The sequence below is a fragment of the Neisseria sp. CP9 genome (genome assembly GCF_047758525.1).
In the GTDB taxonomy this organism is placed as follows: domain Bacteria; phylum Pseudomonadota; class Gammaproteobacteria; order Burkholderiales; family Neisseriaceae; genus Neisseria.
This window is the reverse complement of sequence record NZ_CP180502.1, coordinates 589,572-613,864: the sequence shown is the minus strand read 5'-3', so window position 1 is coordinate 613,864 and position 24,293 is coordinate 589,572. Positions and strand designations below refer to the sequence as shown.

General features: G+C 51.4%; 24 protein-coding genes and 1 pseudogene. 15 read left to right on the top strand and 10 right to left on the bottom strand.

Annotated elements, in window-relative coordinates; all coding sequences use genetic code 11:
• Positions 1–222 precede the first annotated feature (222 nt).
• Positions 223–435, top strand: coding sequence for a 30S ribosomal protein S21 (rpsU, locus tag ACMYUL_RS02875; protein WP_002214819.1), 213 nt, complete (start codon positions 223–225; stop codon positions 433–435).
• Positions 436–766: 331 nt separating this feature from the next.
• Positions 767–1,213, top strand: coding sequence for a GatB/YqeY domain-containing protein (locus tag ACMYUL_RS02870; RefSeq protein WP_415771964.1), 447 nt, complete (start codon positions 767–769; stop codon positions 1,211–1,213).
• Positions 1,214–1,308: 95 nt separating this feature from the next.
• Here the strand turns inward: ACMYUL_RS02870 and ACMYUL_RS02865 are convergent, their stop codons facing one another.
• From ACMYUL_RS02865 to ACMYUL_RS02855, 3 genes are read right to left on the bottom strand one after another with little or no spacing between them, the layout of a single operon-like run.
• The gene (locus ACMYUL_RS02865; RefSeq protein WP_342032355.1) at positions 1,309–2,631 is read right to left on the bottom strand and encodes an MFS transporter; all 1,323 of its coding nucleotides are present in this window, start codon (positions 2,629–2,631) and stop codon (positions 1,309–1,311) included.
• Complete coding sequence (ccoS, locus tag ACMYUL_RS02860; RefSeq protein WP_016686280.1) at positions 2,628–2,825, bottom strand: cbb3-type cytochrome oxidase assembly protein CcoS; 198 nt, start codon at positions 2,823–2,825, stop codon at positions 2,628–2,630. The genes ACMYUL_RS02865 and ccoS overlap by 4 nt, the downstream gene beginning before the upstream one ends.
• Entirely contained in the window at positions 2,825–3,130 is a 306-nt protein-coding gene (locus ACMYUL_RS02855) for an HLGFF motif protein (protein WP_070512824.1), read from the bottom strand. The genes ccoS and ACMYUL_RS02855 overlap by 1 nt, the downstream gene beginning before the upstream one ends.
• Positions 3,131–3,654: 524 nt before the next feature.
• Between ACMYUL_RS02855 and ACMYUL_RS02850 the strand changes: the two genes are divergently transcribed.
• Positions 3,655–4,851 (top strand): acetate kinase, encoded by a 1,197-nt coding sequence (locus ACMYUL_RS02850; protein WP_070512827.1) that lies wholly within the window; start codon positions 3,655–3,657, stop codon positions 4,849–4,851.
• Positions 4,852–5,105: 254 nt separating this feature from the next.
• On the opposite strand, the gene ACMYUL_RS02845 is transcribed toward ACMYUL_RS02850, so the two are convergent.
• Positions 5,106–6,134, bottom strand: coding sequence for a T6SS immunity protein Tli4 family protein (locus tag ACMYUL_RS02845; protein WP_415771961.1), 1,029 nt, complete (start codon positions 6,132–6,134; stop codon positions 5,106–5,108).
• Positions 6,135–6,325: 191 nt separating this feature from the next.
• On the opposite strand from ACMYUL_RS02845, the gene ACMYUL_RS02840 reads away from it, so the two are divergent.
• Both ACMYUL_RS02840 and ACMYUL_RS02835 read left to right on the top strand, forming a co-directional pair.
• Positions 6,326–7,069, top strand: a complete 744-nt coding sequence (locus ACMYUL_RS02840) for a pseudouridine synthase (protein ID WP_003760782.1) — start codon at positions 6,326–6,328, stop codon at positions 7,067–7,069.
• A gap of 75 nt (positions 7,070–7,144) precedes the next feature.
• On the top strand, positions 7,145–7,603 hold the full coding sequence (locus ACMYUL_RS02835) for a methyltransferase family protein (RefSeq protein ID WP_070512830.1): 459 nt from the start codon (positions 7,145–7,147) through the stop codon (positions 7,601–7,603).
• Positions 7,604–7,683: 80 nt separating this feature from the next.
• Here ACMYUL_RS02835 and ACMYUL_RS02830 read toward each other — a convergent pair.
• Both ACMYUL_RS02830 and adhP read right to left on the bottom strand, forming a co-directional pair.
• Positions 7,684–7,791, bottom strand: a pseudogene (locus tag ACMYUL_RS02830) (IS5/IS1182 family transposase); the annotation flags it as partial.
• 92 nt (positions 7,792–7,883) lie between these two features.
• Positions 7,884–8,927, bottom strand: a complete 1,044-nt coding sequence (gene adhP, locus ACMYUL_RS02825; RefSeq protein WP_083294196.1) for an alcohol dehydrogenase AdhP — start codon at positions 8,925–8,927, stop codon at positions 7,884–7,886.
• A 443-nt stretch (positions 8,928–9,370) separates the two neighbouring features.
• Between adhP and ACMYUL_RS02820 the strand changes: the two genes are divergently transcribed.
• Positions 9,371–10,846: an aldehyde dehydrogenase family protein gene (locus tag ACMYUL_RS02820; protein ID WP_415771958.1), complete on the top strand. Its 1,476-nt coding sequence runs from the start codon at positions 9,371–9,373 to the stop codon at positions 10,844–10,846.
• Between the two features lie 241 nt (positions 10,847–11,087).
• Positions 11,088–11,935, top strand: a protein-coding gene (locus tag ACMYUL_RS02815) for an IS630 family transposase (protein ID WP_415769686.1) whose coding sequence is annotated in 2 segments (ribosomal slippage) — positions 11,088–11,403 and positions 11,403–11,935 — 849 coding nt in all. Because the reading frame shifts where the segments join, the coding sequence is not laid out codon by codon here.
• Positions 11,936–12,077: 142 nt separating this feature from the next.
• Here the strand turns inward: ACMYUL_RS02815 and ACMYUL_RS02810 are convergent.
• From ACMYUL_RS02810 to secA, 3 genes are all read right to left on the bottom strand, one after another.
• Positions 12,078–12,887 (bottom strand): sulfite exporter TauE/SafE family protein, encoded by an 810-nt coding sequence (locus tag ACMYUL_RS02810; RefSeq protein ID WP_415771956.1) that lies wholly within the window; start codon positions 12,885–12,887, stop codon positions 12,078–12,080.
• A 3-nt stretch (positions 12,888–12,890) separates the two neighbouring features.
• On the bottom strand, positions 12,891–13,655 hold the full coding sequence (gene pssA / locus ACMYUL_RS02805; protein WP_415771954.1) for a CDP-diacylglycerol--serine O-phosphatidyltransferase: 765 nt from the start codon (positions 13,653–13,655) through the stop codon (positions 12,891–12,893).
• Between the two features lie 175 nt (positions 13,656–13,830).
• Entirely contained in the window at positions 13,831–16,584 is a 2,754-nt protein-coding gene (gene secA, locus ACMYUL_RS02800; protein WP_415771952.1) for a preprotein translocase subunit SecA, read from the bottom strand.
• A gap of 173 nt (positions 16,585–16,757) precedes the next feature.
• Between secA and ACMYUL_RS02795 the strand changes: the two genes are divergently transcribed.
• From ACMYUL_RS02795 to ACMYUL_RS02760, 8 genes are all read left to right on the top strand, one after another.
• Positions 16,758–17,605 (top strand): IS630 family transposase gene (locus tag ACMYUL_RS02795; protein WP_156798183.1). Its coding sequence is split into 2 segments (ribosomal slippage): positions 16,758–17,073 and positions 17,073–17,605, totalling 849 coding nucleotides; the frame shifts between segments, so codons are not numbered across the junction.
• Between the two features lie 39 nt (positions 17,606–17,644).
• Positions 17,645–18,067: a DciA family protein gene (locus ACMYUL_RS02790; RefSeq protein ID WP_036491508.1), complete on the top strand. Its 423-nt coding sequence runs from the start codon at positions 17,645–17,647 to the stop codon at positions 18,065–18,067.
• 294 nt (positions 18,068–18,361) lie between these two features.
• Positions 18,362–18,949 (top strand): azurin, encoded by a 588-nt coding sequence (gene azu, locus ACMYUL_RS02785; protein ID WP_003776920.1) that lies wholly within the window; start codon positions 18,362–18,364, stop codon positions 18,947–18,949.
• Positions 18,950–19,045: 96 nt separating this feature from the next.
• Entirely contained in the window at positions 19,046–19,555 is a 510-nt protein-coding gene (locus tag ACMYUL_RS02780; RefSeq protein ID WP_003741856.1) for a hemerythrin domain-containing protein, read from the top strand.
• 119 nt (positions 19,556–19,674) lie between these two features.
• Positions 19,675–20,295 (top strand): HI_0552 family protein, encoded by a 621-nt coding sequence (locus tag ACMYUL_RS02775; protein WP_415771949.1) that lies wholly within the window; start codon positions 19,675–19,677, stop codon positions 20,293–20,295.
• Between the two features lie 85 nt (positions 20,296–20,380).
• Positions 20,381–21,526, top strand: a complete 1,146-nt coding sequence (gene dapE / locus ACMYUL_RS02770) for a succinyl-diaminopimelate desuccinylase (protein WP_415772860.1) — start codon at positions 20,381–20,383, stop codon at positions 21,524–21,526.
• A 314-nt stretch (positions 21,527–21,840) separates the two neighbouring features.
• A complete protein-coding gene (locus ACMYUL_RS02765; RefSeq protein WP_070512851.1) occupies positions 21,841–22,326 on the top strand; it encodes a hypothetical protein in 486 nt (161 codons plus the stop codon).
• A 383-nt stretch (positions 22,327–22,709) separates the two neighbouring features.
• A complete protein-coding gene (locus ACMYUL_RS02760) occupies positions 22,710–23,525 on the top strand; it encodes a helix-turn-helix transcriptional regulator (RefSeq protein ID WP_415772858.1) in 816 nt (271 codons plus the stop codon).
• Here ACMYUL_RS02760 and ACMYUL_RS02755 read toward each other — a convergent pair.
• Positions 23,503–24,060, bottom strand: coding sequence for a YbhB/YbcL family Raf kinase inhibitor-like protein (locus ACMYUL_RS02755; RefSeq protein ID WP_415771947.1), 558 nt, complete (start codon positions 24,058–24,060; stop codon positions 23,503–23,505). The genes ACMYUL_RS02760 and ACMYUL_RS02755 overlap by 23 nt on opposite strands.
• Between the last annotated feature and the right edge of the window lie 233 nt (positions 24,061–24,293).

Genomic DNA, 24,293 nt, shown 5'->3' with positions numbered 1-24,293 from the left:
AACGACGCAATCAAAGATAATCCCGCAATTCATTTGCAGCCGCATCGACGGCATGCCCGGCGTCCAAGCTGACTTGTTAGGAGGTGATGTTTACATCACGGCGTGTATCCCGCCGGTCGCAAGACACCCGAGATACAAATAACCATTTTTTTGACAAACCGCCCTTTTTATCCTTATCCCTTTCGGCGGTTTGAAACCAGAATTCAATTTAAAGGAAATAAAATGCCTGCAATCCGCGTTAAAGAGAACGAACCCTTCGAAGTAGCCATGCGCCGTTTCAAACGTGCCGTAGAAAAAACCGGTCTGCTGACTGAGCTGCGCGCCCGTGAAGCTTACGAAAAACCGACTACCGAGCGCAAACGCAAAAAAGCCGCAGCCGTAAAACGCCTGCAAAAACGCCTGCGCAGCCAACAACTGCCTCCTAAAATGTACTAAACATCAATTGCAGGTCTGCCCTGTGATGCCGAAACACACCGCAAGGCTTGACCTGCGGTGTGTTTTGTTTTTCAGACGACCTTTAGGAGCTGTCGACATTCAATAGTTTCCGTGTCTTTTTATCCCCCAAGCGGTATCTTCTGCGTTGGAAATCCTCACAAGGTGTCCAACCTTGTTGCGGTTTCCGCCTTGAATCTTCCGCTTTGTGAACAAAAATCCACTTGGAAAATTAAATGTCGACAGCCCCTAGGATAATAGGTCGTCTGAAAAATAGAGAATCCCTAAGGCAGTATGTGCAATACCATCTTCCATTTTTCCTGAAAGTCATCCCATGAGCCTGAAAGCACAATTAACCGAAGACATGAAAACCGCGATGCGTGCCAAAGATCAAACTACGTTAAGCACCATCCGCCTCATCAATGCCGCCATCAAACAATTTGAAGTGGACGAGCGCACCGAAGCCGATGACGGCAAAGTGATTGCCATCATCACCAAAATGGTCAAACAGCGCAAAGACAGCGCCAACATCTACGCCGAAGCAGGCCGTCAGGACCTGGCGGACAAAGAAAATGCCGAAATCGAAATCCTGCACCGCTACCTGCCACAAATGATGTCTGCCGAAGAAATCCGCACTGCCGTGGAAACTGTAATCGCCATGACTGGGGCTTCCAGTATGGCTGATATGGGCAAAGCCATGGGCGTGTTGAAAACCCAGTTGGCAGGCAAAGCCGATATGGGCGAAGTCAATAAAATCCTCAAAGCTGCGCTGACTTCATAATTGAATACCGACCGCTTTGGACGGATTCAAGAACGACAAAAAGGTCGTCTGAAAATGGGATTCCCGTTTTCAGACGACCTTTTTTAAGCTTAGGCTTACCGTTTACCGATATTGTGAAATATCTTGCCCATATCGTTTAAGAAACGGGGTTCGCGCTGGATCAGGTAAACAATCAAGGGGATATTGCCGATGGCGACGATCAGGTAAAGCAGGGAAATGCTGTCGAACAGCATCAAGAGTACCGCGCTTAAAATGGCAGCCGATACCATGAACACGCCATTGATGATGTTGTTGGCGGCGACGGCGTGGGCGCGGAAGGATTCGCTGCTGGCGGTTTGCAGCCAAGTGTAGAGCGGGACGGAGAAGAAGCCGCCGAAGAAGCCGATCAGCGTCATGACGAGCATGACGGGATACGCCATGCCTTGCGACAGGAACCAGGTGATGCCGTTGAGTTCGGTAAAGCGTTGCCCTTGGGTCAGCCATACCAAAATCAAGCCGAATACAGTCAAACCCGTCGTGCCGACGGTTACCAAGCCTAAGAGCAAGCGTTCGTGGCTGAGTTTGGCGCACAACACCGAGCCGGCGGCGATGCCGATGGAGAATAGGGTAAGCATGAGGTTGAAGACGCTGTCGTTGCCACCCAAATGGATTTGCGTGAAGGTCGGCAGTTGGGTGGTGTAAACCGAGCCGATAAACCAAAACCATGAAATGCCGATGATGGATGTGAAGACGGAATCATATTGTGCGGTTTCGCGCAGGAGCGCGTGCGTGCCTTTGACGATGTTCCATTCGATTTTCGTGTTGGGGGCTTTGGCGGGGACGTTAGGCATGAAGAAGCTGGTCAACGTGCCGCCGATGGCGACGAGCAAGACTAAGATACCGACGACGGAGGGCGGCAAGCCTGCGACAGATGTGCCTAAAATCTGACCGAACAAAATGGCGATGAATGTTCCCGATTCGATCAGGCTGTTGCCCATAATCAGCTCTTTGTCGTTGAGGTAATCGGGCAGGATGGCGTATTTCAGCGGGCCGAACAGCGTCGATTGCGCACCCATGCAAAACAGGCAGATCAAGAGCAGCGGGGCGGACTGGATATAGAAGCTGAACGCCGCCACCGCCATGATGACGATTTCCAATACTTTGATCCATCGCGCCAAGACGGCTTTGTCGAATTTGGTGCTCAATTGTCCCGACAGCGCAGAAAATAGGAAATACGGCAGGATAAACAGCAATGCGCCCAAGTTCAGCATTTGGCTGGCGGGCAGGAAGTCGTTTTTGCCCAAACCGTAGAAGCTGATCATCACAAACAGCGCGGTTTTGAACATATTGTCGTTGAACGCGCCCAGAAACTGCGTGCCGAATAATGGGGCGAAACGGCGGCTGGTCGGGAAATTCAGGTTGTCTTTTTTGAGGCTCATTTTTCGGATTTTTGTTCTTCTTTTTCTATTTCGTTTTCAAGCAGCTTGTCGGTGGAATCGTCGTCCATCAGGATGCGGTGTGCCGGTCCTTCGAGATCGTCAAACTGTCCGTTTTTGCCCGACCACCAGAAAAAATAGCCGATGGCAAATGCCAAAATGATGCTGATGGGCACCAAAATAAACATACTTTCCATCACATCGCTCCGGTCAAATCGGTTAAGACGAAAGTCTGTCCCGATACGGTCAGATATTCGTTGCGCAGCGAGCCGACAAGGGCGTCGTCGAAAAACAGCTCGATATGGTCTTTCACGACGCGCCAATATTGCGGAATCTCCGTTTGCTCGAAAGGAGCCAAAGCCTCCGCCGCCACGCCTTCTTCACTTTGCAGCTTGACGGCAAAACGCCCGCTCTGCGGCTGCGTTTCGGATTCGTCATCCGGCAGCATGATGAAAAAGCCCACATGGGCGCCTTGTTGCGTATGGATACTGAAGTAGTGCATATCAAAGAATCTTAAAAGGCTGCCGCTGTTTTCAGACGACATAGTGAACACAAAAACTGTCTAAATGTAACAGTTTGACACGCCCCTGCAAAGGGCTTTACGCCCCCGCGTTCGACGGGTCGTCTGAAAACAAACCGTTTCCCTTTAAACATCAATATCTTCCTTTATCGTCTCCAGACTGTTCCAAGTCAAACATTAAGCCAAGCAGCCGCCCCCGTTTTTTGCTAGAATAGCGCGGTTTACATTCATCAACCGATTTCAGACGACCCCGTCCAACCGGCGGCGGCAGAAGCCACAAGGAAAGCAACATTCATAAAGTTGCCGCCATTCCGAATGTAACGATAATTTTTTCTTTCATAGATTTTACGCCACCAAATCAATACGGCACGTCGCGCAGACGCTCGGCGCCGCCCTCAACGCATCCACTATGCCTGCGGGAGATGTTTGGCGGGATATCGACGACAAAGAACAGATTGCCGATACTGCCTACACAGGTCGTCTGAAACCTTCAGGAGCCACAACAAATGACCCAAAAACTCATCTTAGTTTTGAACTGCGGCAGCTCATCCCTCAAAGGCGCCGTACTGGATAACGACAGCGGCGAAGTCCTGCTCAGCTGCCTTGCCGAAAAACTCAACCTGCCCGACGCTTACATCACGTTCAAAGTAAACGGCGAAAAACACAAAGTAGACCTGTCTGCCAAGCCCGACCACACCGGCGCAGTTGAAGCCCTGATGGAAGAACTCAAAGCCCACGGCCTCGACAGCCGCATCGGCGCCATCGGCCACCGCGTCGTCAGCGGCGGCGAGTTGTACAGCGAATCCATCCTCGTTGACGACGAAGTTATCGCCGGCATCGAAAAATGTATTCCGCTCGCTCCGCTGCACAACCCTGCACACCTCTTGGGTCTGCGTGCCGCACAAAGCATTTTCAAAGGTCTGCCCAACGTTGTCGTATTCGATACCGCCTTCCACCAAACCATGCCGGAACATGCCTACACCTACGCTATTCCGCATGAACTGTATGAAAAATACGGCTTGCGTCGCTACGGCGCGCACGGTACCAGCTACCGCTACGTTTCTGATGAGACTGCCCGTTTCCTCGGTAAAGACAAAAAAGACCTGCGCATGGTGATTGCTCACTTGGGTAACGGCGCATCTATTACCGCCGTCGCCAACGGCGAATCACGCGATACCAGCATGGGTCTGACCCCGCTGGAAGGTTTGGTCATGGGTACACGCAGCGGCGACATCGATCCCGCAGTGTTCAGCTTCTTGGCTGAAAATGCCAACATGACCATCGCCCAAATCACCGACATGCTGAACAAAAAATCAGGTCTGCTCGGTATCTCAGGTTTGTCCAACGACTGCCGTACCATCGAAGAAGAAGCCGCCAACGGCCACGCAGGTGCCAAACTGGCTCTGGAAATCTTCATCTACCGCCTCGCCAAATACATCGGCAGCATGGCTGTCGCAGCCGGCGGTCTTGACGCACTTGTCTTCACCGGCGGTATCGGCGAAAACTCCGACATCATCCGCGAGCGCGTACTCTGCTACTTAGGCTTCCTCGGTCTGAAAGCCGATCACGAAGCCAACCTGAAAGCCCGCTTCGGTAACGCAGGCGTGATTACGACTGCCGACAGCGCAGCCGTCGCCGTTGTGATTCCGACCAACGAAGAATTGATGATTGCACACGACACCGCCCGTCTGAGCGGCCTGTAATACAGCACATCATCCGATAAAAAACCTGCCCGAAGCGGCAGGTTTTTCGTTTACGCAGCGAAAAAAGCATGACTTGTCTGCATAATCCGCTTCGGGATTTTTTCTCTATCGTCAAAGGAAAGAAGAGGGCGTAGGTTTTTCTGCTGCGTATCTCAAACGACATTACCCCGATTTTCTTCTTCCAATAAGGGCGGCGATAAGTTGCTTTGCAGTAAAAAGGTCGTCTGAAAATTTTCAGACGACCTTTTTCATCGCTATTGCTTCACGGGCTTCAAAGTCGGCAAAACCGTATCCCAAATCGCCAGCACTTCGGCTTCACTGCGCTTCGTCCCGTCTTTCTTCTCCGCGCCAAACTGCATCATGATGCGCGGGTCTCCGCCGTCGCGTTCCCAAAAGAACATATATTTGTTACCGCCCCATTTCACCAGTTTTTCCTCGCCCGACATACCGTTGATGGTGCGTTTGCCTTGGCGGATGGTGCGGGTTAACGCTTTAACCAATAAGCCTTTTTCTGGGTCGACTTTGCGTTTCAGCAGTGTCGCTTCGCCCGCTTTCAGCACATCGCCGTGCATGATTTCCAGACTCATATCGTGTTGCTTGGCAAATTCGACGGTGCTATGGACTTCAAACGGTTTTTTGCCGTCATCGGCGATAAAACCGCCTATCAGACAGATGCCATGTTTATTTGGCACTTCAAATTCCTGCCTGGTTTTCAACCCATTGAGGATTTCTTGGCGGAATTTTTTCTCCATGGTGTTTATTGCTTCTTTTTCTTGGGCTTTCCAGTTGGCAGGGGCTTTCTTATTGTCGGCAGGGATATAGAAAAAACTGCGTACGATATAGGCGTCATCATTATCCAGTTTGAAATATAAATCGGCTTCGTAGGGCATACCGTCATCCCCAACAAGATCTTCCCAATCAAACCCTCCGCGTGTAACCTGCATCATCGCCCGATTCGGAATCAGGGTACGGGTATCGACGACAATATCGGTTCCATCATAACCATATTGCTGATTCTCATTGATGGTCCTAACGTTTCTCTTCCAGTCGTTAAACATGACCATCACACTCCAGCCATTGTAATCAAGGTGCGTACTGCCATGACGGCGTTTGGACGGCAGGCGCAATTGATAGCGACCGCTGCAATAGGGCTGTTCGGTCCAGTAGGCGGTATCGATGGTAGATTTGTTTACGGTCGGCGAAGTTTCTGCGGATGGGGAAACATTGGGCGAGCAGGCTGCGACGGCAAGGATCAGGGATAATGTAGTCAGACGGATGGGCATGGATAAGCTCCGTGTTTGAAAAAGGTCGTCTGAAAGTATAGTTTGATTCAGACGACCTTTGTCATAAAACGGGTTTGGCGGTATTTATCCGACATGGGCGGGCATTTCGCGCGACAGAATAAGCATAATGTCGGTAGGGAAAACGGCTGTTTGGCTTTATAATCTGATTCATTCTTTTCAGGCAGACCATTATGGAACACGATTCAAACGAAACCATGCGCCTTTCCAAGCGTATGGCGCAATTGGGCTTATGCTCGCGCCGCGAGGCAGACAGCTACATCGAGCAAGGCTGGGTCAAAGTCAACGGGCAAACCGCCGTACTCGGTCAGAAAGTAACCGAACGCGACCGCATCGACCTCAACCGGCAAGCGCATGAAAAACAGGCAGAGCGCGTTACCATCCTGCTCAACAAGCCCGTCGGCTACGTCAGCGCGCAGGCGGAAAAAGGCTACAAATCCGCCGCCGAGCTGATTACTGCGGACAACCGTTGGGAAGGCGACGACAGCCGCATTCCGTTCAACGAAAAACACAAATTCGGCTTGGCGCCCGCCGGACGGCTGGACATTGATTCCGTCGGGTTGCTGGTGTTGACGCAAGACGGGCGCATCGCCAAGCAGCTTATCGGCGAAAACAGCGGCAGCGAAAAAGAATATCTCGTGCGCGTGCGCGGCAAATTGGACGAAAAAGGGCTTGCCTTGCTCAACCACGGATTGAGTTTGGACGGCGAGAAACTGCGTCCCGCCAAAGTCGAATGGCAAAACGAAGACCAACTGCGTTTCGTGTTGAAACAAGGCAAAAAGCGGCAAATCCGCCGCATGTGCGAACTCGTCGGTTTGCGCGTTGTCGGGTTGAAGCGGATTCGGATGGGTAAAGTCAAACTGGGCAAACTGCCGCCCGGCAAATGGCGTTACCTGCGGGCGGATGAATCGTTTTGATTGGATTTGAACTTGGGAATGACGGCAAGAGGTCGTCTGAAAACGTCACTGTATCTGTTTTATAAAGACAAGAATATGAATTTAGAAACCAAAATTCCGCCGCCGGCGGTATGTTTTATCTGCGCATTGCTGATGTATGCCTCTGCGCAAGTATCCGCGCTGGCAGGCATACTGCCACGCTTTCCTATATGGCTGTCGGCTGTTTTGATCGTGTTTGGGACGGCGTTGGGCGTATTGGGTGTGTGGGCTTTTCGCCGTGTGCGCACGACTGTCAGCCCGTTCAATCCCGAAGAAACCGAACATTTCGTTTCAGACGGCGTGTACCGTTTCAGCCGCAACCCGATGTATGCGGGTATGGGCTTCTGGCTGGCGGCATGGGCGGGACACTTGGCGCATCCGCTGCCGTGGCTGTTTTTAGCGGTATTTGCCGCCTATATGACGCGTTTTCAAATCATGCCCGAAGAACGTGTTTTGGCGCGGAAATTCGGTGCCGAGTATGAAGCGTACTGCCGCCGCGTCCGCCGTTGGTTATAAAAGCGGCAACGTCAAATCAGATATCGCCATCCTGCACTTTTTCGGCATGAAATGATTCGGCTGCGCCAATTACTCTGATTGTATAGTGGATTAAATTTAAACCAGTACGGCGTTGCCTCGCCTTGCCGTACTATTTGTAGTGTCTGCGGCTTCGTCGCCTTGTACTGATTTAAATTTAATCCACTATATGAACCCGCGATGGTTCAAATCAAACAAAAGGTCGTCTGAAACCCCAAAGCAAGGTTTCAGACGACCTTTTTAGTCAACTGCCTACATCAAATTAATGATGACCGCAACCGCATTCTTTTTTCATGTCGATAACCATACGACCGGTGATTTTGCCTTCGCGCATTTCTTGGAAAATCGCCGGAGCTTCGTCCAAGGCGCGCAGTTGGACTTTCGGTACCACCAAGCCTTCTGCGCCGAATTGGAAGGCTTCTTCCAAGTCTTTGCGCGTACCGACCAGCGAGCCGACCACTTCGATGCCGTCCAAGACCAGACGAGGGATGGACAGGTCCATAGATTCGGGCGGCAGACCAATGGCAACGACGCGGCCGCCAGCGCGGACGCAGTCCACGGCAGAGTTGAACGCGGCGGCGGATACGGCGGTAACAACGGCTGCGTGTGCACCGCCGGTTTTTTCCTGAATCACTTTGGCTGCGTCTTCTTTGGCGGCGTTGATGACTAAATCTGCGCCGCTTTCTTTAGCGAATGCCAGTTTTTCATCGTTGATGTCGATGGCGACAACGTGTGCGCCGAATACTTTTTTCGCGTATTGGACACCCAAGTTGCCCAAACCGCCCGCGCCGTAAACGGCAATCCATTGTCCCGGACGCACGCCGGAAACTTTCACGCCTTTGTAAGTGGTTACGCCGGCGCAGGTGATACTGGAAGCTTGTGCAGGGTCAAGACCGTCGGGTACTTTGACAGCGTAGTCTGCATCGACGATACAGTGGGTCGCCATGCCGCCGTCAGCGGTGTAGCCTGCGTTCAATACGGAACGGCACAAGGTTTCGCGACCGGTATTACAGTATTCGCACGAACCGCAGCTTTGGAACAACCATGCGATGCTGACGCGGTCGCCGACTTTCAGGGCGTTCGCACCCGGAGCGACTTCTTTGACGATGCCGATGCCTTCGTGCCCCAACACACGACCCGGTTTTTCGCCGTAGTCGCCTGCCGCAACGTGCAAGTCGGTATGGCACACGCCGCAATATTCGACTTCAACCAACGCCTCGCCGTATTCCAACGGGCGTACTTCGCGTTCTACAACTTCTACATCGCCTGCTACATTTTGATTCACAACAACTGCTTGCATCTTCATGGTGTTCTCCTTGGCATTCGTAAGAAATCCGTAAATGGTGGGACAGGCGGAATCGGAATAACGCCCTTCCTCTAAATGAGAATACTCCCCTTCATTTCGCTGTGTCAACACCCTATCTTTTTGAAAAATAAGAAATAAAATGTTATACCATAACATTTTATCTGCGTAAAAATATACCTGTTAAAGCGCTGAAAAATTCTTACACATATCATGTAAAAAAGGTCGTCTGAAAAATTTAAATATATTAACAAACGCGCTTCGTTTCCATACGGGGCCAAGCCTTATCGGATTGGATTTCCTATTTTAGAAAATTACATATTTGGAATTTTGAGAACGTTATCTTTTTTAGTGCTTGAACTGAAAGAGAAAAAATACTATCCTGTTTTCAGACGACGTTTGAGGAACGTCCAAAACCTAAGAAAGACAACCAAGGAGACAGCATCATGGCAAAAGATTTAAATGTGTTTGATAAAGAGTACGGCCTTTTGATTAACGGCGTGTGGACGAAACCCGGCGCGCTTTTGGATTCATACAATCCTGCCAACGGCGAAGTATTGGCGAAATTTACCGACGCGACCGACGCCGATGTGGATGCTGCCGTCGCCGCCGCGCAAGGAGCGTTCAAAACATGGCGCAAAACCACCACCACCGAACGCGCCGCCATACTCAACAAAATCGCCGATGTGATTGACGACAACTTGGAATTGTTCGCCTTGCAGGAAACGTTGGACAACGGCAAACCCATCCGCGAAACCCGTGCCGCCGACATCCCGCTGGCTTCCGACCATTTCCGCTACTTTGCCAGCGTGATCCGCGGCGAAGAAGGCACTGCCACCCAGCTTGACTCCGAAGACCTGTCTATCGTCCTGCGCGAACCCATCGGCGTAGTCGGTCAGATTATTCCGTGGAACTTTCCCTTCCTGATGGCGGCTTGGAAAATCGCCCCCGCACTCGCCGCAGGCTGTACCATCGTTATCCACCCGTCTTCCAGCACTTCGCTGAGCCTGTTGTCGTTCGCACAAAAAATTAACCACTTGCTGCCTAAAGGCGTGCTGAACATCATTACCGGACGCGGTTCTAAATCCGGCGAATACATGCTGCACCATAAAGGTTTCAACAAACTCGCCTTTACCGGTTCGACCGAAATCGGCCGCCACATCGGCATCGCCGCCGCCGAAATGCTGATTCCCGCCACCTTGGAGCTGGGCGGCAAATCCGCCAACATCTTCTTTGACGACATGCCGTTCGACAAAGCGCTCGAAGGCGCGCAAAAAGGTATTTTGTTCAACCAAGGCCAAGTGTGCTGCGCCGGCTCGCGCATCTTCGTACAAGAAGGCATTTACGACAAATTCGTTAACGCCTTGGCTGAAGAGTTCAAAAAAATCAAAGTCGGCCTGCCTTGGGAAGACGACACCCAAATGGGTTCGCAAGTCAATGCCGGCCAGCTTGAAACCATTTTGAAATACGTCAAAATCGGCGAGCAGGAAGGCTGCCGCATCATCACCGGCGGTAAGAAAATCGAAGGCGAGTTGGGCAAAGGCGAATTTGTCGAGCCGACCTTGATCGAAGCCGGCAGCAACAGCGCCCGCGTCGCCCAAGAAGAAATCTTCGGCCCGGTTGCTACCGTGATTAAATTCAAAACCGAAGAAGAAGTCATCAAAATGGCGAACGACAGCGAATACGGCTTGGGCGGCGCAGTGTGGAGTACCGATATCAACCGCTGCCTGCGCGTTTCCAACGCGCTGGAAACCGGCCGCGTCTGGGTGAACTGCTACAACCGCCTGCCCGCAGGCGCACCGTTCGGCGGCTACAAAACTTCAGGCATTGGCCGCGAAACCCACAAAATGATGCTCGCCGCCTACACGCAGGTGAAAAACATCTACATCTCCACCCGCGAAGAGCGAGAAGGCTTCTATTGATTGAATGTTGAACATCGTTTATTGATGTAGAAAAAAGGTCGTCTGAAAATCCGGATTCGGGTTTCAGACGACCTTTTTGTGTTGACTGGATTTTTATGAGTATAGTGGATTAACTTTAAACCAGTACGGCGTTGCCTCGCCTTGCCGTACTATCTGTACTGTCTGCGGCTTCGTCGCCTTGTCCTGATTTATAGTCAATTAAAAATAAAATAGTACAATACTCAACTTTTAAGGTCTAACCATGGCATACTCTGCGGACTTAAGAAACAAAGCTTTAAACTATTACGAACAATGCAAAAACATCAGCCAAACCGCAGCGACGTTTAACTTGTCAAGAAACACGCTTTACCTGTGGATTCGCCTTAAAAAACAAACAGGCAGCCTAAAACATCAAGTTACCGGTCTAAATGCCGTCAAATTGGATAGGCAAAAACTGGCTCAATATGTTGGGCAACACCCGGATGCCTATCTGCATGAAATCGCCAAACATTTTGATTGTACGCCAGCCGCCGTTTGCTATGCACTCAAACAGATGGGGATGACGCGCAAAAAAAGACCACCACTTACAAAGAACAAGACCCGGCCAAAGTAACGCATTATTTGACACAGCTGGCCGAATTTTCCGACTACCAACGTGTTTATTTGGATGAAACAGGATTTGACCGCTACCTGTTCCGTCCCTATGCCCGCAGCCCGAAAGGGCAAATAGTGAAAGCGCAGATAAGTGGAAAAAGATACCGACGCTTATCTCTGGTGTCCGCACAAGTCGGCAACCGGCTGATTGCTCCGATGGTTTATCAAAATACGATGACCGGAGTCTTTTTTGAAGCGTGGTTTCAGCAATGCCTACTGCCCGCATTGACTCAAAAATCGGTGATTATTTTAGATAATGCGCGATTTCACCGTATGGGTGTCTTACGGGAAATGGCGGAAAAATGGGGACATAAGGTATTGCCTCTTGCACCTTATTCACCTGAGCTCAACCCGATTGAGAAGGTGTGGGCGAATATTAAGCGGTATCTGCGAACCGTATTGTCTGATTACGCCCGATTTGACGATGCGTTACTGTCCTATTTTAATTTTAATTGACTATAAATTTAATCCACTATACTTGTCGTTATAGACAAATAAATCGTCAGGCTTGGCTTTGGGAAAGATTAAACGGTTTTTAGAAGATTCATGATGCCAAAGGGTGGTGGGTAATTTTGTTATACGGTGTTTGCCAGCATGGTTAGCGCATAAGGTTCCAAACCATTTTGAGGGCAATCAGCAGCAGCATGATGCCGAAGGAGATTTTGAGCTGGCGGGCGGGGAGTTTGTGCGCGGTTTTGACGCCGATTGGGGCGAAAATCATGGTGACGATGCTGAGGATGGCGACGGCGGGCAGATAGAGGAAGCCGCCGGAGCCGTGGGGTAGGTCGGGGATGTTCCAGCCGGTAATGAGATAACCGATGGTACCTGCAAGCGCAATCGGCCAGGCGAGGCCGGAGGATGTGCCGATGGCGCGGTGGGCGGGGAAGTTGCAATACATCAGGAAGGGGACGGACAGCGAGCCGCCGCCGATGCCGACCCAGCTCGAAGCTGCGCCGAACAATGTGCCGACAGCACTTAGGCCGGGTAGGCCGGGCAGGTGGCGCGAGGCTTTCGGTTTGGAGTCGGTCAGGGTTTTGAGGGCGATAAGGGTCAGGAATACGATAAAGAAGATTTGCAGGGCGCGGGTAGGCATGTATTTGGCGGTGACCGCGCCGATCAGTACGCCAAATATCATGGAGGGGGTCATGCGGCGGACGGTCTGCCAGTCGATGGCGCTTTTTTTATGCTGCGCGTACATGCTGGAGAAGGTGGTGAATACCATCACGGCGAAGGATGTGCCGATGGCGAGATGTTGGGCGTAGGGATGACCGCTGATGCCTTGCAGTTGCAGCGTCCACAAGACGACGGGGACAATCAATGTGCCGCCGCCTACGCCGAACAATCCTGCAATAAAGCCCGCCGCGCTTCCGACGGCGAGCAGGGAAAGGATAATATCCCAAGTCCACATTTTTCAGACGACCTTTTTGTTCCTGCGGCGTTTTTTCAGCCAACGCCGTGCCGCCATAATGTAGCCTGAGAGGCTGTATCCCAAGAAGAAGAGGAATAAGACGAGGGCAGGCTTCCATGTGACTAAGAGGAGGATCAACACGGCAAGTACCATGCCCATAAAGGGAACTTGGCGGCGGATGTTGATTTCTTTAAAGCTCCAAAACGGGATTTGGACAATCATGGAAATGCCGGCGAAAAGCGTGATGCCCAATGCCCACCACTTTACGCCGGGGAAGCGTTCGACGCTGTGGTTAACCCAAATCAGACCGACAATCAGCGCGGCGGCGGTCGGGCTGGGAACGCCGATGAACCAGCGTTTATCGACTTTGCCGATGAGGGTGTTAAACAGTGCGAGGCGCAGTGCGGCGCAGGCGCAGTAGATGAAGGCAACGGAATAACCGATTTTGCCGAACTGCGAAAGTTGCCAATTGTAAATAATCAGTGCAGGCGCAACGCCGAAGCTGACCATATCGGCAAGGCTGTCGAGCTGTTCGCCGAATGCACTTTGGCTGTTGGTCAGCCGCGCTACACGCCCGTCCATGCCGTCGAGCAACATGGAGAGAAATACCGCAATCGCCGCTATTTCAAAATGCTTGTGCATGGATTGGGTAATGGCGAAGAAAGCACAGAACAGGGCGGCGATGGTGAAGGAGTTGGGTAGCAGGTAGATGCTGTTGCGACGCAACGAATTGCGTTGCGGATTTTGAGGAATTTGCGTATTGTCCATAAGCGTTTGATGATGCTGTACGAAGCAGATTTAGGGATTATACCGTATCGTGACTGCCTGACAATTTAATAACGATGGTATTTTTTTATGGCGGCGCGGTTCTGTAACTTGGGTGATGAAAAAGGTCGTCTGAAAACCTTTCGAGGTTTCAGACGACCTTTTGTTTAAGCTGTCATCAGCTCAGTTTGCCGTGACATTGTTTGTATTTCAGGCCGCTGCCGCAAGGACAGGGGTCGTTGCGGTGGACGATACGGCCTTGGGCGGTAAGCGCTTCGGGGCTGAAGTCTGTTCCGTCAGGGGCGAACGCTTCGGTAACCAAATCGGTTTGGGATTGTCCGAGCAATTCTTCCATGTCGGGCGCTTCGGAGTGGATGGTTTGGATGCCGACGGGTGCGGGTTCGGCAATTTCTTCTACATCGGTGTTGCGCTCGATTTGGACGGAGGTCAAGAGGGCGGCGGTTTGATGCTTGATGCCGCGCCACAGGTTTTCAAACATGGCGAAGGCTTCGCGTTTGTATTCCTGTTTCGGATTTTTCTGGGCATAGCTGCGCAGGTGGATGCCTTGGCGCAGGTAATCCATGGCGGCAAGGTGTTCGCGCCATTGCAGGTCGATGACTTGCAGCATGACGTTTCGTTCGAAATCCGCCATCGGTTTTTTGCCGACCAGCTCGACTTTGGCCGCGTATTCTTCTTCCACGCGTTTAATCAGACGCTCTTTGATGTCCTGATTGTCCAATGTGGTGTCTGCTTTGAGCAATGCTTGGATGTCTTCGTGCAGGCGGAATTCGGCGGCAAGCTGGCTTTCGAGTGCGGGGATGTCCCATTGCTCTTCCATGCTGTCGGGCGGTATGTACAAATCGACCAAATCGCTGATGACTTCTTCGCGGATACCTTTAGTCAGGTCGCTGACGTCTTTGCTGTTGAGGATTTCGTTGCGTTGGTGGTAGATGACTTTACGTTGGTCGTTGGCAACGTCGTCGTATTCCAATACTTGTTTGCGCATGTCGAAGTTGCGGCCTTCGACTTTACGTTGCGCGCCTTCGATTTGACGGGTCAACATGCCGTGTTCGATAGCGACGCCGCGTTCCGGCGCAAGGCGGTTGAGGATGGCGGCGGCGCGGTCGAGCGCGAAGAGGCGCAGCAGCGGGTCTTCAAAAGAGAGGTAGAAGCGGCTGGAGCCTGGGTCGCCCTGACGGCCTGCGCGTCCGCGCAATTGGTTGTCGATACGGCGGCTTTCGTGGCGTTCGGTGCCGATGATGTGCAGACCGCCTGCCGCGACCACTTGGTCGTGTTCTGCCTGCCAGCCGTTTTCAAGGGCGGCAATTTGTGCAGTTTTTTCTTCGTCGTTCAGGTTTTCGTTGGACTGGATGGCTTCGATTTGGTGTTTGAGGTTGCCGCCGAGGACGATGTCGGTACCGCGACCCGCCATGTTGGTGGCAACGGTAATAGCACCGACTTTACCGGCTTGGGCGACAATCAGGGCTTCGCGTTCGTGTTCTTTGGCGTTGAGGACGTTGTGCGGCAGTCCGGCTTTTTGCAGAAGACGGGAAACCAGCTCGGAGTTTTCGATGCTGGTGGTACCGACGAGAACGGGTTGTCCGCGTTTGTGGCATTCTTCGATGTCTTTGACGACGGCCTCGAATTTTTCTTCGGCAGAACGGAAAATCTGGTCGTTGAAGTCTTTACGCTGTACGGGGCGGTTGGTCGGGATGATGACGGTTTCGAGGTTGTAGATGCTTTGGAACTCAAAAGCTTCGGTATCGGCGGTACCGGTCATGCCAGAGAGCTTGGTGTACAGGCGGAAATAGTTTTGGAAGGTGATGGAGGCGAGGGTTTGGTTTTCGCGTTTGATTTCCACGCCTTCTTTGGCTTCGACGGCTTGGTGCAGACCTTCGGACCAACGGCGGCCGGACATCAGACGGCCTGTAAATTCGTCCACGATGACGATTTCGCCGTCTTGGATGACGTAGTGTTGGTCTTTATGGAATAACGTATGCGCGCGCAATGCTGCCATGAGGTGGTGCATCAGGGCGATGTTGGCGGCGGAGTAGAGAGAGTCGTTTTCTTGCAGCAAGCCCATTTGAATCAGGATTTGCTCGGCGTGTTCGTGACCCGCTTCGCTCAAGATGACTTGGTGTGCTTTTTCATCGACCCAGTAATCGCCTTCGCCTTCTTCGGTTTCTTGGCGGATAAGGTGCGCAGGAAGGCTGTTCATGATTTGGTACAGTTGGATATTGTCATCCGCCTGACCGGAGATAATCAGCGGGGTGCGCGCTTCGTCAATTAAAATGGAGTCCACTTCGTCCACTACGGCAAAATTCAATTCGCGCTGAACCTTGTCGTATTGGTCGGTTACCATATTGTCGCGCAGGTAGTCAAAACCGAATTCGTTGTTGGTACCGTAGGTAATGTCGGCACCGTAGGCGTTTTGACGGTCAAACGGCTGCATATCGGCGATGATGACGCCGACGTTTAAGCCGAGGAAGTTGTAGAGCGGTTCCATAATGCCTGCGTCGCGGGCGGCAAGGTAGTCGTTGACGGTAACGACGTGCACGCCTTTGCCGGACAGGGCGTTGAGATAGACGGCAAGGGTGGCGACCAAGGTTTTACCTTCGCCGGTACGCATTTCGGCGATTTTGCCGTCGTGCAGCACCATACCGCCGATAAGCTGGACGTCGAAGTGGCGCATACCGAGTACGCGGCGGGACGCTTCGCGACAGACGGCGAAGGCTTCGACCAAAATGTCGTCCAAAGTCTGTCCGTCGGCGAGGCGTTGTTTGAATTCGGCTGTTTTAGCCTGTAAATCCGCATCGCTCAAGGCTTTCATTTGTTCTTCGAGTGCGTTGATTTTGGCAACGGATTTACGGTATTGTTTGAGCAGCCGGTCATTGCGGCTGCCGAAGATTTTCTTAGCAATGTTTGTCAGCATGAAATAGTTCCTGCGCCTGATATAAAATAATGGCGAAACGGGGATTTTAACACAAGCCTCGCGGCAAGGCAGTCATGCCGTTTGAAATAAAGGCAGTTTTACCGGATTTCAATCTTGATAATATAGTCAATTAAAAATAAAATAGTACAATACTCAACTTTTAAGGTCTAACCATGGCATACTCTGCGGACTTAAGAAACAAAGCTTTAAACTATTACGAACAATGCAAAAACATCAGCCAAACCGCAGCGACGTTTAACTTGTCAAGAAACACGCTTTACCTGTGGATTCGCCTTAAAAAACAAACAGGCAGCCTAAAACATCAAGTTACCGGTCTAAATGCCGTCAAATTGGATAGGCAAAAACTGGCTCAATATGTTGGGCAACACCCGGATGCCTATCTGCATGAAATCGCCAAACATTTTGATTGTACGGCAGCCGCCGTTTGCTATGCACTCAAACAGATGGGGATGACGCGCAAAAAAAGACCACCACTTACAAAGAACAAGACCCGGCCAAAGTAACGCATTATTTGACACAGCTGGCCGAATTTTCCGACTACCAACGTGTTTATTTGGATGAAACAGGATTTGACCGCTACCTGTTCCGCCCCTATGCCCGCAGCCTGAAAGGGCAAATAGTGAAAGCGCAGATAAGTGGGAAAAGATACCGACGCTTATCTCTGGTGTCCGCACAAGTCGGCAACCGGCTGATTGCTCCGATGGTTTATCAAAATACGATGACCGGAGTCTTTTTTGAAGCGTGGTTTCAGCAATGCCTACTGCCCGCATTGACTCAAAAATCGGTGATTATTTTAGATAATGCGCGATTTCACCGTATGGGTGTCTTACGGGAAATGGCGGAAAAATGGGGACATAAGGTATTGCCTCTTGCACCTTATTCACCTGAGCTCAACCCGATTGAGAAGGTGTGGGCGAATATTAAGCGGTATCTGCGAACCGTATTGTCTGATTACGCCCGATTTGACGATGCGTTACTGTCCTATTTTGATTTTAATTGACTATACAACCGTACACTTTGAAAAGGTCGTCTGAAACATATGAATTTGGAACAATTGGGCAAGCGGGATGCGCGGTTGGCCGGTTTGTTGCAGCAGTCGCAACAATGGCGCAGGCTGGATGCGGCAGTCAAACGCATCCTGCCGGCAAACCTACACCCGCACTTTCAAACTGCCTGCATCGAAGAGGGCAGGCTGGTGTTGCTGGCGGCAAACGGTATGGCGGCTTCGCGCCTGAAAATGATATTGCCCGCGCTTGTGCCGCAGCTTCAGGAGTTGAACGCGGGGATTCGGGATGTGGCGGTCAAAGTCGTGCCGAAGCCGCCGGCGCAACCCAAAGTCAACAGCCTGCATTTGAGTGGGGCGGCATTGGAGAGTTTTGATGCGGCGGCGGCAAAATTGGAAGACAAGCATCCTGAATTGGCTGCCGCGCTGGCGGAGTTGGTGCGCAAACACAGCCGTTGAGTTTGAAATGGTTATGTTGTTTGTTAATTAAAGTTAAAGAGTATTTCGTATGACTGATAAAATCTAATACTAAAGAAATACGACATTAATAGTAGCCATTCTCATTTGTGTAAACTGAGGTAAAACAGCCGTTGAATTTTGGATTTGTTCGATTTGTTGTAGCAGAATATAGCTTCATTTTCATCCTTCTTTCGCTTGCGGATATGAAATCTGAAATTAGGTTCATTAATATATATTCGCAAGTTTTTATTTTGTAGAACTTAACATATTCTCACCTATCATTAGGAGATACACATGAAAGCTTATTTGGCTCTGATTTCCGCTGCCGTTATCGGCTTGTCCGCTTGTTCACAAGAAGCTTCAAAACCTGCCGAAGCCTCTGCCCCGACTGCATCTGCTGCTTCCGAAGCCGCACCTGCACCTGCAGAAAGCGCACCTCCTGCCGATGCTCCTGCTTCCGGCGCGGCTTCAGCTAACTCTGCAGCAGCACCTGCCGCCGGCAACTGCGCGACTACTGTCGAAGCCAACGACGCTATGCAGTTTAACACTAAAGAAATCCAAGTCAGCAAAGCTTGTAAAGAATTCACCGTTACCCTGAAACACACCGGTACCCAACCTAAAGAAAGCATGGGTCACAACATCGTCATCGGTAAAGCCGAAGACATGGACGGTATTTTCAAAGACGGTGCCGGCGCTGCTGCAACCGACTACGTGAAAGCTGACGATGCACGCGTTGTTGCCCACACCAAACTGGTCGGCGGCGGCGAAGAAGCTTCCCTGACTCTGGATCCTGCCAAACTGGCGGGCGGCGAATACAAATTTGCCTGCACCTTCCCGGGACACGGTGCTTTGATGAACGGCAAAGTGACTTTGGTCGACTAATCCGTCCAAGCTTCAAAATACAGACAGCCTGCTTTATGCAGGCTGTTTTGTTATAAAATGGTCGTCTGAAAAGTACCCCGTTGAGAACACGCCAACATGAATCCGTTTGAAACCAAAAGCGTTACCTTTGCCGAACCGATAGAAATGCTGTATGCCTGCCACGGCAAAGTGCGCCGTTTCTGCGGCCAGGTCGCTATGCTGTCGGACTATATCGCCGAAAACGGCTGCAATCAGATTGTTTTGCAAACCATCCGCCAAATCGCCCAGTATTTCAACGTTGCCGCGCCGCTGCACCATGAAGACGAAGAAGAAAACTTCTTCCCGCTCCTGCTGCAATACGCGCCGCAAGCCCAAGAAAGCGTGGACGAGCTTTTGCGCCAGCATGTGAGCCTGCATGGTAACTGGGATGCCGTGGCTGCCGAATTTGCCAAACTCGAAGCAGACAACGCCTATATCCCCGATGCGGAAGCGTTCAAACGCTTTGTGGCAGGTTACGATGTCCATTTGGCGATTGAAGAACCCTTGTTCGACATGGGCAAAACGTTTATCCCCAAAGAGAAACTGACCGAAATCGGCGAAATCATGGCGGCACGCCGACGCAGATAAGGCCGTTTACAGATTGCCGTTTCTTCAAACAAAGGTCGTCTGAAAACTTGAAAACAGATTTTCAGACGACCCCAGTATCCCCCGTAACACAACCACGTCGTCTGAAAAGGAAGCAAACCATGCTGACGCCAAAAAGCTGCGATTTGTTCAATATCCCGTTTTTCCAGTTTGTCCAGCTCAAAAAATACCAGCCCGAGAGCATTCCGCAAATCAAAGCCGACTACAAGGAAAACTGGCAGATATGGCAGCAGCTGATACAGCAGGTCGCTGCGGATTTGGGCGAACCTTTCGCCCCGCCGCATATCGAACGCTGGTGTAACGGCTGGCAGGTTCGCGCCCATTTCTTCGCCTACTTCAAATACGCCCAATACAAAAATTCCGCCGCGATTTTATCGATTTTATTGAACCGCCGCCGCCTGAGCGTCAGCTTGGATTGGCACTGCTACAAAGCCGACGTGTCGCCGATTGCGCTGCCGGAATACAACCGCTGGCTGGATGATTTCGATACCGAAAAATACGCCGCATTCGATATGTGGCACGGCGCGGAAAGCGAATATGACGACTACCGCACTGTCGCACAACAAAGCGAATCCGACCGAAGGTTGCAAAACGACGAAGACTTTTTCTGCATCGGCAAACATATAGAACGCGATGATTTGGGCAAACAGGATGTAGCAAAATGGATAGTCGAAACAGTGGAAGATTTGCTGCCGCTTTATGAAGCCTGTCATGGCAAATGATTCAGAACATATCAACCCAACCCAAAGGTCGTCTGAAAATCAAATTGAGAACATTTCAGACGACCTGATTTCCAAAGTGAACAAAATGACTGAAACCCAATCCCTAGAACTCGCCAAAGCGTTGATTTCCCGCCCGTCCGTTACCCCCGACGACCGAGATTGCCAAAAATTGCTTGCCGAACGCCTGTACAAAATCGGTTTTGCGGCTGAAGAACTCCATTTCGGCGACACCAAAAACATCTGGTTGCGACGCGGCACGCAGGCTCCCGTCGTCTGTTTTGCAGGGCATACCGACGTCGTGCCGACGGGCCCTGTTGAAAAATGGGATTCGCCCCCGTTCGAGCCGACCGAGCGCGACGGAAGATTATACGGGCGCGGCGCGGCGGACATGAAAACCAGCATCGCCTGCTTCGTTACCGCCTGCGAACGCTTTATTGCTGAACATCCCGACCACCAAGGCAGCATTGCGCTTCTGATTACTTCCGACGAAGAGGGCGACGCGTTGGACGGTACGACCAAAGTCGTCGATGTGTTGAAAACGCGCGACGAGCTTATTGACTACTGCATCGTCGGCGAACCGACCGCCGTGGACAAATTGGGCGATATGATTAAAAACGGCCGACGCGGTTCGCTGTCGGGCAACCTGACCGTCAAAGGCAAGCAAGGGCATATTGCTTATCCGCATTTGGCAATCAACCCCGTGCATACTTTTGCCCCGGCCTTGTTAGAGCTGACGCAGGAAGTCTGGGACGAAGGCAACAAATACTTCCCGCCGACCAGCTTTCAAATTTCCAATATCAACGGCGGTACAGGCGCGACCAATGTCATTCCGGGCGAGCTGAACGTCAAATTCAATTTCCGCTTCTCCACCGAGTCCACCGAAGCAGGGCTGAAACAACGCGTTCACGCCATTTTGGACAAACACGGCGTGCAATACGATTTGCAATGGTCGTGTTCGGGGCAGCCCTTCCTGACCCATGCGGGCAAACTGACCGACGTGGCACGCGCAGCCATCGCCGAAACCTGCGGCGTAGAGACCGAATTGTCCACCACCGGCGGCACTTCGGACGGACGCTTCATCAAAGCCATTGCAAAAGAACTCATCGAATTAGGCCCGTCCAACGCCACCATCCACCAAATCAACGAAAACGTGCGGCTGGACGATATTCCGAAGCTGTCGGTGGTGTATGAGGGGATATTGGCGCGGTTGTTGGCTGAAAAGGTCGTCTGAAAACAGCAGAAAGGGTATTGCCGCGCTCAAATCGGCATATTTTGAGGTAATACCCTGAAGAACATTTCAATGATGGTTCAACCCGGTTTCTTCTGATTTCTTAATTGAGATTTGAGGAAATATTATGGGGTGTTTGAAAGTTTTATGAGTGATAGTGGCTATTTTTCATGGTTTTATGAATTTTAATTTCAAGTTACGCCATTTGGTTAAGATTTGAAACGAAGCTATAATAAATGCTTATCATAAAAATCATTTTATTTTGCTGCCCAATACATTGACTGTCATTAATCGATTTCTTCACTAAAGGTTTCCCCATGCCGAAATTTATCTCTGCCCTTGTTGTATTGGGATTGTCATTGTCTTTGACAGGTTGCTTTGAGTCCAAACCAAAGCCCCCGGTGGTTTCAATCAGTCAAGGAAAAATTTTAGAAAAAAATACACTGGTGGGATTGTGGCATATTGACGAGTTACCCATGGATACTCCCCAAAACGCATATTATCTCAGTCGGGTAGAAACAGCCGGCTCTGACAATCACATTTATGGAAAGCACATTGAGTTTGATAAAGATGGCAGGTTTAGCAGCGGTTATTCAGCAGAATGCGGTAATGATTGTTTTCCGCATTCAGAAGGTCTTTATCGATTTGTAAGTGATGACGAAGTGATTTTGCAAACAACCAAAGTTGAGCAAAGAGGCTATTGTGGAGAAAACGGAGAGTTTAAAAAGAACGGCGAGTGGGTCTTGGGAAAATTTAAGATAGAAAAAGACAAAGAATTTGTTGTTTTAAAGAAAATTCTATAATTTCAACTTTGGGATTTTATAAAATTTTGAGTGAATTTTGTTGAGAAAGGCGACGGTTTTCAGCCAGTCTGTACATAATTGGTTTTAAAGTCATCATACCGAATCGGCTGTGGAATTTATCGATCCGTCGGGTAATCGGTTGGGGTTTGTAGATTATCGGGAATAAAAGTCTATGAAATGAAAGCGGGGTGCGGTGTGATATTGGCAAAGAAGCCGATAAATCGTTATAACAGTAACAGGGAGGAGCAAGCCTCCCTTTATCGTAAATTGATCTATCCCTATGATTACCCTACCTGCGATTGCTGCGCCAAACCGCCGATTTTCACAAGAATTTCTTAAGGAATATAACCGTGCCGTCAAATTACTTTCATACGCGTGAACGATTGGGTGCTTTAGGCGGCATCGTGCAACATCATACCGCCTTGTACCGCAGCGTGGCGGTACATGAACCGACCGTGGTTATCGTGCGGCGCGGATGCAAGAAGCTGCGGTGGGCGGGGCGCGAATTGAGGATTGCGGCGGGTGAGGCTGTCGCCTTGGCAGGCGGGCAGACGTTTGACGTCATCAATATTCCCGATTCAGACAACCTCTATCAGGCGCAATGGATTGCTTTCGAACAGGAAGCCATAGAAAGGTTTGCCGCACAATACGGGACGGCGCAGGCAGTGTGCGATGCGGTGAAGCTGCCGCACCCCGGGCAGATGAACGCGGCGTTTGATTATGCGGCTGCGGTGCTGGCGGATGAAAAAGTGCCGCACAATGCGGCGGAGGCCGCGCTTTGCGGCGTGTTGGCGTGGTTGCAGCATGACGGCATCGGTTTTACCGTGTACGAAGGCGTCAACCTGATGCGGCAAATCCGCAAACTGATTACCGCCGATATGGCTGCAGACTGGTCGTCGGCGATGTTGGCGCAGCGGCTTAATTGCAGCGAGGCCGCGTTGCGGCGGCGGTTGGCGCGGCAGGACACGAATTTCCGTACGCTGCTGACGGATGTACGCATGATGCGCGCGCTGACGCTGTTGCAGGTTACGCAATGGCCGGTGGCGCAGATTGCCGGCGCGGTCGGCTATGACTGCCCGTCCCGTTTCAGCGCGCGCTTCAAAGAGCGGTTCGGTTGCGTGCCGTCGGCGGTCCGCTCGGAAGCGGAGCCGGCGGCATATCGGCGCACGGGGCAGGTCAGCGTCGGTGTTCGACCGTGAATTTCGCTTCGCCCAAGCTGTTTGCCTTAGTAAAGAAACCGACCAGCGCGGGTGTGGATTCGGCGGTGATGTTCGGCAGCTTGGCGACTTTCAGCGCGGTGAGCGTGAATTCGTAGCGGTGTTTCCTGCCTTCGGGGGGACACGCGCCGCCGTAGCCCGGAGTGCCGAAGTCTGTGCGGGTTTGCAGCGCGCCTTTGGGCAGCCTGCCACCTTGCGCGGTAATGCCTGCGGGCAGGCGGCGGACATCGGCGGGGATGTTGGCGACCACCCAGTGCATCCAGCCCAGGCCGGTCGGCGCGTCTTTATCGTAAACGGTCAGGACGAAACTTTTTGTCCCTGCGGGCGGATTTTTCCACGACAGCGCGGGCGAAACATTGCCACCCGAACAGCCAAAGCCGTAAGGCGCGCTCAAAAGCTGGTTTTGCGTGAAGCCGCCGTCTTTGGACGGGTTGTCGAATTGCAGCGTGAATGCGCCCTTGGCAAAGGCAGCGGTTGAAAAAGCCAGCAGTACGGCGGAGAGGATGCGGGTTTGCATAGATGATTCCTTTGCTTGATGAATAAGTGGATTCATTATAGGCTGTCAACGGCGGCAGGAATGTGCCGAAACGGTTGGATGATGTGCCGAAATGCGCAAATGCAAAAATCGTGGTTTCAGACGACCCTTTGCAGGTCGTCTGAAGTCTTTAATTCCTTTCCCTGAGGCTTTAGAAATATCGAATATTTAGGAATTGCCGCAACCTAACCCTCAAGATTTCCGTCGTAGCCCGT